General features: G+C 45.5%; 12 protein-coding genes and 1 pseudogene. 2 read left to right on the forward strand and 11 right to left on the reverse strand.

Translation table 11 applies throughout. From position 1 onward, the window contains the following. Positions 1-162 precede the first annotated feature (162 nt). Entirely contained in the window at positions 163-1,176 is a 1,014-nt protein-coding gene (locus ABH897_RS14605; protein WP_404519001.1) for a cation diffusion facilitator family transporter, read from the reverse strand. A 139-nt stretch (positions 1,177-1,315) separates the two neighbouring features. Here ABH897_RS14605 and ABH897_RS14610 point away from each other — a divergent pair, with 139 nt between their 5' ends. Next, on the forward strand, positions 1,316-1,495 hold the full coding sequence (locus tag ABH897_RS14610) for a hypothetical protein (RefSeq protein WP_404529608.1): 180 nt from the start codon (positions 1,316-1,318) through the stop codon (positions 1,493-1,495). Between the two features lie 119 nt (positions 1,496-1,614). Here ABH897_RS14610 and ABH897_RS14615 read toward each other — a convergent pair. The 6 genes and pseudogenes from ABH897_RS14615 to ABH897_RS14640 all read right to left on the reverse strand — a co-directional run. Continuing rightward, a pseudogene (locus ABH897_RS14615) lies at positions 1,615-1,785 on the reverse strand (spore germination protein); the annotation flags it as partial. Positions 1,786-2,052: 267 nt separating this feature from the next. Continuing rightward, a complete protein-coding gene (locus tag ABH897_RS14620) occupies positions 2,053-2,910 on the reverse strand; it encodes a Cof-type HAD-IIB family hydrolase (protein ID WP_404592281.1) in 858 nt (285 codons plus the stop codon). 263 nt (positions 2,911-3,173) lie between these two features. Continuing rightward, on the reverse strand, positions 3,174-3,770 hold the full coding sequence (locus ABH897_RS14625; protein WP_404519003.1) for a DUF1349 domain-containing protein: 597 nt from the start codon (positions 3,768-3,770) through the stop codon (positions 3,174-3,176). 900 nt (positions 3,771-4,670) lie between these two features. Further along, positions 4,671-4,964, reverse strand: a complete 294-nt coding sequence (locus ABH897_RS14630) for a hypothetical protein (RefSeq protein ID WP_283655944.1) — start codon at positions 4,962-4,964, stop codon at positions 4,671-4,673. A 140-nt stretch (positions 4,965-5,104) separates the two neighbouring features. Then, entirely contained in the window at positions 5,105-6,889 is a 1,785-nt protein-coding gene (locus tag ABH897_RS14635) for an ATP-binding cassette domain-containing protein (protein WP_404592282.1), read from the reverse strand. Then, entirely contained in the window at positions 6,874-7,758 is an 885-nt protein-coding gene (locus ABH897_RS14640; protein WP_283657897.1) for an ATP-binding cassette domain-containing protein, read from the reverse strand. Before ABH897_RS14640 ends, ABH897_RS14635 begins: the two co-directional genes overlap by 16 nt. 83 nt (positions 7,759-7,841) lie before the next feature. Here ABH897_RS14640 and ABH897_RS14645 point away from each other — a divergent pair, with 83 nt between their 5' ends. Beyond that, on the forward strand, positions 7,842-8,432 hold the full coding sequence (locus ABH897_RS14645; protein ID WP_283657896.1) for a biotin transporter BioY: 591 nt from the start codon (positions 7,842-7,844) through the stop codon (positions 8,430-8,432). Positions 8,433-8,846: 414 nt separating this feature from the next. Here ABH897_RS14645 and ABH897_RS14650 read toward each other — a convergent pair whose 3' ends face one another. From ABH897_RS14650 to ABH897_RS14665, 4 genes are all read right to left on the reverse strand, one after another. After that, positions 8,847-9,689 carry a carbohydrate ABC transporter permease gene (locus tag ABH897_RS14650; RefSeq protein ID WP_283657895.1) on the reverse strand — a complete coding sequence of 281 codons (843 nt, stop codon included), beginning with the start codon at positions 9,687-9,689 and terminating at the stop codon, positions 8,847-8,849. A gap of 28 nt (positions 9,690-9,717) precedes the next feature. Then, complete coding sequence (locus tag ABH897_RS14655) at positions 9,718-10,596, reverse strand: carbohydrate ABC transporter permease (RefSeq protein ID WP_283655938.1); 879 nt, start codon at positions 10,594-10,596, stop codon at positions 9,718-9,720. Between the two features lie 92 nt (positions 10,597-10,688). Beyond that, a complete protein-coding gene (locus ABH897_RS14660; RefSeq protein WP_283655937.1) occupies positions 10,689-11,990 on the reverse strand; it encodes an ABC transporter substrate-binding protein in 1,302 nt (433 codons plus the stop codon). Between the two features lie 193 nt (positions 11,991-12,183). Continuing rightward, positions 12,184-13,290 (reverse strand): response regulator transcription factor, encoded by a 1,107-nt coding sequence (locus tag ABH897_RS14665; RefSeq protein WP_404580304.1) that lies wholly within the window; start codon positions 13,288-13,290, stop codon positions 12,184-12,186. Positions 13,291-13,293 lie beyond the last annotated feature (3 nt).

Raw genomic sequence — 13,293 nt, forward strand, 5'->3', positions numbered from 1 at the left:
TTGACGGCAATCAATTAAAGATAGGTTCCTCGTCGCTTGTAATCAGCAGTTCGATCATTTGCTTCTTACTACTAAAAGTAGCTTATTCTAGTCTGTATTTATTTCCCGGACTGGAAACAGCAGAAGAGACCCACATCACGTAGATCTCTTCTGAGTTTCTTGCTAATGATGTTCAATATGACACGGGATTCCCGGTCTATCAATCTGTATTGTAATATGCTTGATCTCGTATCGTTCTTTCAACAACCTCTGTGCCCGCTCCAGCACAACACTGCTGTACTTTGGATCTTGAATGAGGATATGGCAACTCAGCAACGGAACATCTGATGATAACGCCCATACATGAAGGTCGTGCACTTCTACAACATACTCAAGATCAAGCAGGGATTGCTTAATTTGATCTGTGTTCATATTCAGTGGCGTACCTTCCATCAGAATATGAATAGAATCCCGAGTTACCCGATAAGCACTGATAATCACCAGAACCGCCACCAAAATACTGGCGATCGGATCAGCCAAATTCCAGCCGAAGAACATAATCAGCAATGCCGCCACAATCGCACCTACAGAACCTAACAAATCCCCTATTACATGTAGAAAGGCACTGCGAATATTGAGATTTTCAGATGTATCTCCCCTCGTAAGGATAAAGGCAGCAGCTATATTGACGAGCAAGCCAAGCACTGCGATGATCAGCATTCCTGAAGTCATGATTCCAGGCGGGTCAGAAAGCCGTTTGAAAGCTTCCCAGAAAATATAAATCGATATCAGGGCAAGCGCTAAGCCATTTATAAAAGCGGCCAGTACTTCAAATCGTTTGTATCCAAACGTCTTTGACATACTCGCTTGCCGTTGTCCCCAGGTCATCGCCAAATAACTTAACCCCAATGCACCTGCATCACTCAACATATGCCCCGCATCAGATAATAGTGCCAGGCTGTTCGTCAGTAATCCACCAATAAATTCAATGATCATATAACCAGCAATTAAAAAGAATGATAACTTTAGAGCATTTTTGTTCGCTCCATGTCCATGAGAATGCCCGTGGCTATGGGAATGCCCCTGCCCGTGAGCATGTGAATGCTCACTGCCTTTAGAATGATTATGTTGATGATGTTGGTTGCAGTCATGTTCGCATGCCGTATTATGGTCGTGTGTGTGACTTTTCTTACTCATCTACCTGCCCTCTCCTCTATAAAATTCTGATGATTCACAATCGAATTAATATATGAGCACTTATTCATATATTATAAATAATACAAATGTAATCTGCAAGAATAATATGAAATGTGAATAGTTGTATTTTTTGATTTCCATGTCTCGTTTTATTATTGAACTCACGGGCTTGTCTTTGTTAAAGCGCCGCTTGAGTCAAGCTCTGTTGATTCGGTTTTTAATTAGTGTGACGGCTACGATCAATAGTAGAGGAAGAACGTATGCCAGATTATTGAATAAGGTCCAAACCACGTATCCGTCTTCGTTAAAGGACGCTTGATCGTGGTACATGGTAACCGAGAGAAGTAAGCAGATACATGCTATGGGAAAGGTTAAAATACAGTAATTTTTCACTTTAAAAAATCGCGAAAATAAATTTGTCAATATAAATATCATGATGATTGTTTGCTGATAGTAGTCCTCACTGGACGCGAGGAATTCAAAAAAAATTCCCGGACATATCAATATTGTTGGAGTTCCATTTACCATTACGATAATCTTTCCATCCAGCAGAGCAGCCACAGCGGTATCTGGCCGTTCGGTGTAGCGCACCTGAGGAAAAGGAGGATACTAAAAAAGCTTGAGGACAAGTCCTCAAGCTTCATGGAACAAAATATGCGCTTAATTCCTAATTCACTTGTCTGTCTCCCAATTCATTATGTTTTTGATCATAGGCTAACTCCTCCTTTTTATGAAGGGTCTGATCGACATACACCAAATATTACATTATATTCTATATTTTGATTGTACATAAATGACTATCAATTATGGAGTATAGGCGCCTGTCCATATCCCAAATTTGCATAATCTTCGCTTGCAAAGAGGCAAACACGGTTATTATTCAAATATCAAACCGAATTTTACAAAGCTTTTATACAATCCATCTTCCTCAACGTTGTCAGTAATATCATCTGCAATTTCCATCAAACCCGGCTTTGCATTACCCATAGCAATGCCTAGGGCGCAATATTCGAGCATCTCAGCATCGTTCATCCCATCTCCAATGGCAATCGTCTGTTCCTGGGGCAGGCCCAAATGATTCAGCAAATCAGCAATGGCGATTGCCTTGTGAATACCAGGAATCATCATTTCCCCACTGTCCTTACCAAAGATCGGAACAGTGCACTGGATGACCTCAAATTTCCCCTGGAATTCTTCCTTGATGCGTTCAAAGGGTACATCACTTTCCAGAAAGCAAACCTTATTGACATCGTCTTTATACAAATCAGTCTCTCCATATGTCAAACCCGCGATAAATGGGTGGGGGGAACACTCCATTTTTTCTCTGGCCACAGGGTCGTTCTCAACATCTCCATAGATCCGCCTCTCCAGATGAGGTCTTAATTTCTGGCTAGCATAGAGCGCCGAATTGGACTCCAGATAAAAATCAATTCCATGTGTATTAAAGAAATCCACCATTTGCCGAACATCCTCAGGCGTGACTTTTTTATGATAAAGAATCTCATCTCCGGATTCTACATATCCCCCTCCTGCTCCAATGAGACCATCAAATCCGACATTCCAAATAGCGTCGTAGATTTCAGCTTTCGAACGACCTGTACACAGATAAAGCAGATGACCATTCTCGCGTGCTATTTTGCAGGCTTTTTGTGCCGATTCAGGCACCATACCGTCATCACCGACAAGTGTCCCATCAATGTCGATAAATACAATTTTTTGAGTATTTCTATCCATTAGTATGCTGTCTCCCTTGTTTAAACGAATGATGTTTTATGAGATGATTGTCGTTATGTTCTACAATTACACTGTAATTTGTGTAACGCATTACATGTCAAATCTTTTTTTGATCTCCGAACAGGATCATCATTATGTTCTTTGGTACTTTAAACCTGGCTGCTCGACAACTTCTAGTAAATGAAGCTCTTTCCTGAGACTCGGAGAAGAAACTTATATCGTTAAAACAAAAAAAGCCGCCAAAATGGCGACTTCTTTTATGCCTAAAACCTGCTATCCTCATTGGGAATCGTTAAGTTTAAATATTTAAAATTGACCCTGCAACCTGATCCCATCGGTGACTGGGCCAGTGCACCTGCTATAAACTGATCAGAAATTTCCATTCCAAAGTAGCGGACTAATTTCCAATCCTCACCATCGGTCGAATAGTAAAAAGAAATAATGCTCCCAATTTTCGTGATTCTTAAATGTGGGTTATCAACCACAACGCGCTCAGAATTACAATCATCGGAGGAGCCATTCTTTGTTACAACAGACACAATCGTAGCATAATCACCGTTAAATTCATAACATAGTTTAGCCCAATTGTTCTCGTCCGCCATCAACATTAAGCACCCTGAATCATAAAGATGACGCATGTCTACCTGAAGCTGTGTCGTAAGCTGAAATGACGTATCAACCTGGAGATGTAGGAAAGGAGCCGAATGGGCTACATGCTTTCCTCCAGGATCCTTGAAAAAATCAACTTTAGCCGGTGCATCAATGATCAATCCATCTTCTTTGGTGTATTCCCAGTGCTCGGGTTCATTCATCCACTTCAAATTTTCTCTTATCTCAGGTTGAAACAAATTATAACTCATATGAATACATTCCCCCATTTGAATTAATCTGTATAAATATAATGTCATTATACTTACATCCATTTCGCTTATAAATATAATATAAGTGCTGGCTCATATAATAATAAGGAAATGAAGGGACGATTTATTAGTTCGTAATAACTTAATTATACAGATTGGACTCGCTGCTATTGATAAAAGCCGAGATTGTATAAATACTTGTTGCTGCACTCGCTGTATTTGGGCTTAGAATGCCGTACAGAATCATTGTTGTAAGAAATACGATGAATACTGACTCGCATGTTTTCAATAACCATGTGCGTTCTTTCATAACAGTTAACATAGAGCTCTCTCCTTTACGCTAGATGATGGCCAGCTTTGGTATTCCAAAGCTTCACTTCCTGGGGTTCTAACATGTGATCATATGACATACCCTCCTTTTACAGAACGGATGTTTATAAAATGTAAGCGATTGCATTAATAAACAACACTTGTGCGATTTCAACACAGTATCGACGCGACTCCGTACAGCCTGAGTATTACTATGACTGTCGTTATGTTTTACATTTTTAGATTGCATAAATGCATAGGCTTCTTCTATATTATGAGTATCTATGATTCTCAGCATAGATTATGCTGTCCAGCACAATACGTGTTCCATTCATCGGAACGATGTACAAATGTCCAAATAAAATCCCTCCATCGGAAGGCAACCCCAATATCTCACAGTACCAATTTGATTTAAAATGGGATCCATGCAATTCCCTCCTTTTCGATAAACTCGTCTTTGGTTGCGCTTATGATAGCCCATATTGTGGAATTTGCAAAAGTTTGTTTTCGAACATCGTAACTAAAAATAGCCCCGGCAAAATTATCCTGCCGGAGGCTATCATCTATTTTATAACATCATATCATGACTAATCATTCTGGGTATTGAGGTTTGGTCACGTTATTGGGAACAGATTCGTCATAAGCGTCCTGGCCGGGATAATCCCGAACTTCCTCCTCATGCAACTCATGATTTTCATAATCAAAACGATGCGCGGTTCTCTGATCCACTCTCCACGGCGAGCTTTTTCCAAGAGATTCAGACATCAGAGCTGAACCATAAGGACCTTCAGGGAACTCTTCGAGAACCAGATCATTTCGCTGTGACTCCACCGTAGATACATCGGTATACTCTTGCCTTTCTTCCTGCAAAAATTTATCCTTCATCGTTGCCCCTCCTATCCGCTTTGAGACGATCAAAGCAAGCTTATTTTGAGCGAAAACGAATTCATGTATGCATGATGTTTGAAAAACACTGCGTTTCAGGCTCTGATTCAGGTTTGGTTCTGTTTCAATAATTTTCCACTTTAGAGGTTCCGAATTGATATAAATAACGCAAAAACAATAAAGCCTATGATACAGATCATCGTATCCCGCTTGGACCATACCAGCAAGGCGGAACGTGCTCCAAGCAGGGAATGCTCTCTAACTTTCCGCATTTCCATCGCAATCGTCATGTCCTCCGCACGCTGAAACAGCGACAACAGCAAGGGAATCACCATCGGTCCAAGATCCCGCACCCGCACCGTGTTCGGTCGTAGCGCAGCTTTGCCGCGTGCCCGGACAATCAGCGAGAATCGCTGCCATTCACTCCAGATCATCGGGATGAACCGAAAGATTAATGATACGGCAAGTGCAAACGAGGTAACGGGAAGCCTCAATTTTTTGCCAACACCAAGCACCCAATTCAATCCTTCCACCATGCGTCCATAAGGCGTAGTCAGCGAAAACCAGAGACTGGCCAAGGTGACAATAAACAAACGGTACACATTCAGCAAAGTAGCCTCCGCCTGCATCAGGGAGAAACCGAACTGGAGACCGCCCCTTTCTGTTGAAAGTGTTGTTCCTGACAAAGCGGTGGATATGAGAAAAAACAACAATAGAGGCTTCATTAACTTCACGCAGCCAGCCAGAGCTTGTCGAGGCAGAGCAGCTAGTGCCAGCGCTACCGGCACCAATGTGAGTGACAGGCCCAGCCAGCGATGTTGAAGCATCGACGCAGTCACGAGCAAAATATACAAAATCCATTTGAGACGCGGGTCCATGGCACCGTACAATCCGATGCTTGAAACTGCCTGGCTGTCTGCGGATGCCAGATTAGTAATTTCTGCGGCTTCATTACCTTGAGCCAGTGCAGAAGTTGCCGATTCATGGGTGTGCACCTTTTCCCGTTCCATCTTTTCTGCTGCATGCAGCTCATCATCCGACTTGACCTCCTGCACCACATCCCATCCATGTAACCTGGAAAAAACGATATGTTCAGCCATCTCCTCCGGCGTCAATGCGGTAAAAGGCAGCTCAATACCTGCCGCAGCGAATTGCTGTGCCAATCGCATGGAAGGTGGCAGTCCAAGCCCAGCCTGCTCCAGCAGGTCTGGCCGTGAATGGATTTCTTTGGGCGTCAGATCAGCGATCAGACACCCTTCCCGAAGCAAAAGAACCCGATCCGCACGCGGCAAAAAAGTATCCAAGTCGTGCGTAGCCACAACGGCTCCCCCACCTGCATACCGATGCTGATCCAGCGCTTTGAGCAGAAGCACTACACTTTGCGCTTCCAATCCGGCGCTGGGTTCATCCAGAAGCAGCCAATGCGGCTCGACAGCGGTTCCCAATGCAAGACCAAGTTTTCTCCGTTCTCCTCCGCTCAGTGCAAATGGCGATCTGTCCAGATTGAACCGCCGCTCCGACTCTTTGCCTGCTGGCGGGTCCCACTGTTCAAGGGTACTGGCAATTTGGCGTTTTTTTTGCTCCTCGGTAATTCGATATGGACGCAAAGAATACGCGAATTCACGCTGAACGCTGCGGGCAAACAGTTGTTGCTCCGGGAATTGAAATACCAGCCCCATCCGCAAAAGAATAGACTGCGGCACTTTTTCGTTTTGCCAGAAGGGCTCATCATCCAGCAGAATACTCCCTTCATTTGGTGGTTTTAGGCCAGCTATCGTTTGCAGCAGTGTAGTTTTTCCCGACCCTGTGCAACCCAGCAGCAGGGTGATTTCCCCACTGTTCATTGTAACGGACACATCTTGAAGCAGTGCACGTTTATGGGGTTCCGGCGCTGCTACACTTAAATGATTCAATTCGATATGCAACAGGCTACCTCCTTAACCAGCTGCTCAGGTCGCAGTGGGGTGGCATGCCGAAGCATGCCTTGCTGCTTCAGCAGGAGCGCCGTTTGCACAGTGAAAGGTGGATCAAGCCCAAGTCGCTCACAAGGTGATCGCTGCTCATCTTCTTTGGCAGCGATCACCTCCTTCTCACGTCCATAAAAGAAGGACGAAGGCACTCCGTCATACACACAACGTCCTCGTTCCATAGCAATGATTCGATCACACAAGGTGGCTTCTTCCAGATGATGCGTAATCCAGATTACCGCCGTCCCCTTGCGGACAACGGCATGCACAATGGCTTCCATTCGTTCTCTCGCTCCGGGATCCAGCATGGCTGTTGGTTCGTCCAGAATGAGTACGTCCGGTTTGGCTGCCAGCGCTACCGCAATGTTGAGCAATTGTTTTTGCCCTCCAGAAAGCTGTGAGATTGCCGCTCCCGGCGGGAAGTCAAGCCCTACGGTATGTAATGCGTGTTCTCTACGCCGTAATTGTTCGTCTACGGATCCAAGCAATGGCGATAAGGCGAAATGAAATTCCTCTTCAATGGTGTCACCGAGCACCTGCGCATCAGGCTGCTGCAGGACTCCACGAACGACAAGTTCTGAGGAAGCCTGCCTTGCTCCACCGGATAACGGAGTGAACCCAATCAACAGCCCGGCCAGCGTACTTTTGCCACTTCCATTGGCTCCTACAACACTGATCCATTCTCCTGCATGCAGTCTCAGGGAAACTCCATCAACCGCCTTACGAATACGTCCAGACTCTGACTCATAATGAACACGAGCATTCTCCAGCGTGATTAATGGTATAACGTCTTGCATCGCAAATGGGTCCTTTCCCTTTTGATTCATTTGTGGTACGATCCAAATCGTTAACCTAATTATATTTATTTGGTTAACAATAAGACTACCAAAATTGAAAGGAATGTTCAAACATGAAATTATCTTTGCGAGGTATTGTATTTAGCGCACTCATGGCAGCCATACTTGTCCTTTTCGGTTACATAAGCATTCCGATCGGTTTCTCACCTGTCCCGATTACATTGCAGACTCTTGCCGTGATGCTGGCTGGAGGATTGCTGGGCCCATTGTACGGTTTTCTAAGCATTGCTCTGGTCGTTATTTTGACTGCACTTGGCTTCCCTCTTCTGCATGGAACCGGAGGGCTGGCCGTTCTTCTGGGTCCTACAGGAGGATACGTCATGATGTGGCCCATATCCGCTCTCCTGATTGGATGGCTACTCGCTCGAATCAAACTGAAAAGCTTCTTCGGTTACTTCCTGGCATTTATCGTATTTGAGCTGTTCGGTTCAATGCTGATCTATGTTTCAGGTGTGCCCTGGCTTGCCTTTGCCTATAAAATGTCGTTCTCCGAAGCCATGATTCAGGGTTTCTATCCTTATATTATCGGGGATCTGGTCAAAGTCTTGTTCGCTGCTATTATCATTGCACCAGTGCGAACGGTTTTCCCTCCACAACGACTGACAGGCCACACGAATTCGTCGGTTGTACAAGCGGATTCCTAAGGCTTTCAACCTGATCCATTTCGGATATACAATGATCCGAGTATGCAAAAATAAGCCGCCAAAAAACATATTGAAGGCTAAATGTTGACCAATCAGTATGTCTATCCGGGGAATCGACCTTCCGCGCCTTGGTCAGCATACGAACGGCGTCTTTGCTTGCGCAGTATGGGCCGGATCCGCTTCCGCTTAGGTCCGCTCATTGGTGGGTGTGCTAAAGACCAAACAACAAGTGTTTGGTCTTTAGCACATCCATGATTCTTTTTTTAGTTAATCCTTCTAATGGGCTATGAATACAATTCTTGTCCTTTTCCGCTAATGATATAAGTTTTTATTGATCGCCCACGATCACATGTACATTTTCATCATAATCTTTTTCTGATCCTCAAGCCCAGGCAGTCTGCGCACAAATTCCTTTTATCCTTTCACAGCGGAACCTACTGTCATCGCCCGCTCCACTTGTTCACTCAAGAATAGATAGACAAGTACCATCGGCAGGGAAGCTATAGTCATAACAGCCCCCATGGCCCCCCAATCCGTGCTGTAGGAGCCCTGGAAGAAAAGCAAGCCTAGCGGCAAGGTCTTCATGTTCTCATCAGAAATCAGAATATAGGCCAAAGTGAACTCATTCCAGTTGTTCAAGAACTGAAAAATGGCTACAGTCGCAATTGCAGGCAAGGCAAGCGGCAAAATGATCTTCAGGAACAGGCTATAAATACTAGCTCCATCTATGCATGCCGCCTCTTCGATCTCCTTAGGGATTCCTACAAGAAAACCAAAGAAAACCATTGACGAGAAAGGAAGTCCAATTGCGATATAGGGAAGAATAAGAGCTCCATACGTATTCGTAAGGTGAAAATCGCGAACCAGAATGGCCAGTGGTATCATGATAACCTGCAGCGGCATAAACATTCCTATGATCATATAAGTCCGTACGGCAGAACGAAACCTCCACCTCATGCGAGCAACTGCAAAGGCAAACATCAGAGCCAGCAAAAGGATGAACAGAGTCGAGATCATCGATACGACAAGACTGTTCAGAAAGTAACGGGGAACATTAAATTGCGTCCAGGCATTGATATAATTTTCGTAACGAAAATGCATTGGTAGTCCGAATGGGTTGGTGACGAAAATCTCATCATTGTTCTTCAACGAGTAGGAAACCATCCAGAACAACGGATAGACGGAAACAATCAGATACAGCCACAGCGGTATCTGCAGGACAGCTTGTCTGAACTTGCCCAAAGCGGTTTTACTCATTTCGTTCTCCTTTTCAATACACGCCTTATCAGGCGGTTTGTCCGCGGTTGAACACCTTATTGATAACTACAGTTGCCAGCAGCGAGATCAGCACAAGCAACACGGATACAGCACATGCATAGCCATAGTTGCTCTCCATAAAGGCATAGCGGTAAATCATGAATGTCAATGTATAGTTTGTAGTACCAGGTCCTCCGTTTGTCATAATTAGCATTTGCACAAAGGCACCTATTCCGGAGGTAATCGCAATAATGAAGCAGAATTTGTACGTTTCCCTCATTAAAGGAAGCGTGACATGCAGGTGCGCCCTCCATTTGCTGCAACCGTCAATCGTCGCGGCTTCAAAGTAGTCCTCGGGTACTGATTTTACCCCTGCATATAGCAGGGAGAATTGATACCCCATAAACTGCCAGGCGTTAACGAAGGCGATGGCAATGATCGATGTTGTCGGAGAGCTCAGCCAATTTTGCTGATATGGGATATTCAAGAGATCGAACAGCCGGTTGATCAGACCGTGGGTCGGGTCGTAGATTGCGATCCACAGCTGGCATACCACGGTTACAGATAGAACCACCGGGATAAAATAAGCCGTTTTCAGTATTTTCCGCCCGCGCGTACGCGGGTCCGCACAGATCAGTGCCAATAGAGTTCCCAATCCGATCTGAAAGACCGCCAGCACAATTGCAAAGATCAATCCGTTCTTAAGCGAATTGGCAAGTAGAGGATCGGAGAACAGCTCCCGGTAATTACTCAATCCCGAAAAGGTCGGCGTACTAAGGCCATCCCAATCATAAAAGCTACGAAGAACGGTCTGCAGAACCGGATAAATCAGGATCACACTGTACAGGATCAAAGCAGGGAGCAGAAACAGTGCCAGCGCCGGTTTGTTCCCCAAATATTTATTCATGTCTTGCTTCCACCCCTTATCTTCGGAACAGCCCCCTAGCGACTTATGCCGCCAAGGGTTGCTTGTCCCTGGATTATCAGTTTTCTTTCTCCTCAGTTTTCTTTCTCCAATGTACTGTTCAAATTGTTCACAAAATCCTCTGCCGAGAAGTCGTTCACTAACAGATTCTGGGTATTGTCATTGATTACGTTCTGAATTTTAGTATTACTCAGAAGCTGAGCATATTTCTGGGCGTTTGGCAGCAACTCTTTGGCGACCCGCTGCATCATTGCTGGAACATTGGAGGCGATTTGCTTATCGACCTTAGGCGAAATGATGGGACTTCCGAGTTGGGTATATCTGTACTCGGCTGATTTTGTTGCAAGGAATGCTGCTACCTTTACGGCCGTTTCCTTACTCTTGCTACTCGGCGATACTGCATAACCCTGCGGCGCCCCCGCGCCATCGATGAAGTATTTGGACTTCTCGTAGGTTTCTTCATCCTTTGCAGGCCAATACATCCAGTCAACCTGGTCGCCCAGCTTTTCCTGTGAGCTGTAAATTTCCCATTGTCCGTTCACGAACATGGCAGCTTTGCCCTGATAGAACAGGGACGATGCCTGGTCATAATTGGTATTCGTGGCGTTCGCGTCGAACAATCCGGCTTCCTGCAATTGCTTCATCTGTTGTGCCGCTGTTACGTACGCTTCCGGCAAGGCTTTTACACCTTCCTGATCAAGTGCTCCGAATCCTTGTGGCTGCTCTCTTGTGACCAACCCATTATAAAAAGCGGTCGTAATCCACTTCTCCTTGGCAAAGATCGACATGGGCACATAACCAGCAGCTTCCAACTTTTTCGATGCTTCGGCCATCTGCTCTATCGTCTTAATTGGCGTTTTGATTCCGACCTTCTCGAAAATCGACTTATTGTAATAGAGAAGCTGGAATTCAATACCGGTATCCGGATAAGCATACACATGATTGTCTGGAGCTACTAAACGCGATTCAACACCCGGGTTAAGATTCTCCTTGAATCGGGCCGTTGTGTCATATTTGTCCAGCACCTCGACATTTTTCGATTTCGCCAAAGTTTGCAGGGTCGGCCAATCCGTGAAATAGATATCCGGCATGTTTCCCGTCGCCGCATAAGTCTTCAGCTTCTGGTATCCATCCTGAACAGCAGAATCCAGTTCAATCTCGACGTTTGGCATTTCCTTTTTGAGCTCTTCCACTGCATAATCGAACGGCTTGGTGGTATCGGCGTCGAAATGCTGCGCATATACCTTCAATTTGATCGTTCCGTCTCCCGCCTTCGTCTCAGAGGAGCTTGAGTTATCCCCGCCACAAGCGGCCAATCCAACGGACATGGTAAGCACTAGCAATGCTGCACTCCAACGTTTGTAAGTTTTTTTCATTTGTTTATATCCCCCTCATGTGTTTCTTGTTGATTGCGCTTTCATTTACATGGCTAAAGTATACTCCTGCCTCTTCTCTTCTTTAAGGAATAAAACGGGCCTTATCAGTAAAAAACGGGACAAAAGAGCGAGCGGCCCTCCCATAAGGAGAACCGCTTGTCTGTAAATTGGATTGTCCTGCCTCGCAGGGCAGCTACCTTTTTTTGAGTTGCTCATATTCAGTCGGCGTCATGCCAAAGCGTTTTTTGAAGCACTTGCTGAAATAATTGGGGTCGCTGTATCCGACACTTTCAGCGATTTCCGACAGCTTCCGATTTCCGTTCAGCAAGAGTTCCTTGGCCTTCTTCATCCGGATGTGTGTAATATGATCCACTATGGAGAAGCCGGACTCTTTGCGGAAGATGCGCCGCAAATAGCTGGGATCGACGAATACCCCGCCCGAAACCTGCTCAGCGGACAGTTCTGTGCCTGCATAATGTTCCTCGATATAGGCGATCGCCGCAGCAAAGAGATTGGAAGCCTTCGTAGGGCGCATATCCTCCATCAACTGGATCAGCCTGCGGTAGAGGGTGAGCATCCACCCTTCAGCAGCCTCCCAGGAATCTAACTCCCGCAGTCGGTCGTAAGGAGATTTGTCTCCTCCGTTCTCCCATAATCGATCATAAGAAATGCCGCGTTCACTTGCAAAGGAAAGTGCAAGAGATACAATCCCCATAAGCATGGCATCGGCGTACTCATCTCCCCACTTGCATACGCTTAGCTGACGGATTGCCTTGCGGACCTCCTCTAACGTTTCACTGTCTTTCATACGGAGGTCAAGCACGACCGCATCGCGCAGGTGGCCCAAATCAGGCATACATGCTCTACTATGCAACGCTTCACCACTATGATCCCTCCACTCTCCGGTTTCGCTTTCCCGCGGAAGCTCCGGTAATTTCGGCTTGATACGATCCAGCATCAAGATCATTTCTTCTGCATTGAACGGCTTCAGCAAATAATCCTGCACTCCGGTTCGAACCGCCTTCTGTAGATATTCAAATTCGTTATGTCCGGAAATGAATACAATAACGATGCGTTCGAACTTGACTTTCAACCTCTCGGCTAACTCTATTCCGTCAATGAAGGGCATATTGATATCAACGAGGGCGAGATGAGGCTGGTGCCGCTCGGCTTCCTGAAGCGCTTCCCGCCCATTCCTTGCCTCACAGCAAACCCGAAATCCGTGACTTTTCCAGTCTATCTTAATTCGCAGAAAGTCCCGGAACAGCGGCTCATCATCGACAATCATCACTTTATACATCTT

Origin of the sequence: Paenibacillus sp. RC73 (assembly GCF_044908085.1) — a bacterium.
GTDB classification, from domain to species: Bacteria; Bacillota; Bacilli; order Paenibacillales; family Paenibacillaceae; genus Paenibacillus; species Paenibacillus terrae_A.

Bases quoted from the DNA above. Each gene is read 5' to 3' on its own strand.
- ABH897_RS14660 (WP_283655937.1), bottom strand. From the start codon at position 11,990: ATGAAAAAAACTTACAAACGTTGGAGTGCAGCATTGCTAGTGCTTACC.
- ABH897_RS14620 (WP_404592281.1), bottom strand. From the start codon at position 2,910: ATGGATAGAAATACTCAAAAAATTGTATTTATCGACATTGATGGGACA.
- ABH897_RS14665 (WP_404580304.1), bottom strand. From the start codon at position 13,290: ATGTATAAAGTGATGATTGTCGATGATGAGCCGCTGTTCCGGGACTTT.
- ABH897_RS14645 (WP_283657896.1), top strand. From the start codon at position 7,842: ATGAAATTATCTTTGCGAGGTATTGTATTTAGCGCACTCATGGCAGCC.
- ABH897_RS14625 (WP_404519003.1), bottom strand. From the start codon at position 3,770: ATGAGTTATAATTTGTTTCAACCTGAGATAAGAGAAAATTTGAAGTGG.
- ABH897_RS14610 (WP_404529608.1), top strand. From the start codon at position 1,316: ATGTCTCGTTTTATTATTGAACTCACGGGCTTGTCTTTGTTAAAGCGC.
- ABH897_RS14605 (WP_404519001.1), bottom strand. From the start codon at position 1,176: ATGAGTAAGAAAAGTCACACACACGACCATAATACGGCATGCGAACAT.
- ABH897_RS14640 (WP_283657897.1), bottom strand. From the start codon at position 7,758: ATGAATCAAAAGGGAAAGGACCCATTTGCGATGCAAGACGTTATACCA.
- ABH897_RS14655 (WP_283655938.1), bottom strand. From the start codon at position 10,596: ATGAATAAATATTTGGGGAACAAACCGGCGCTGGCACTGTTTCTGCTC.
- ABH897_RS14650 (WP_283657895.1), bottom strand. From the start codon at position 9,689: ATGAGTAAAACCGCTTTGGGCAAGTTCAGACAAGCTGTCCTGCAGATA.
- ABH897_RS14630 (WP_283655944.1), bottom strand. From the start codon at position 4,964: ATGAAGGATAAATTTTTGCAGGAAGAAAGGCAAGAGTATACCGATGTA.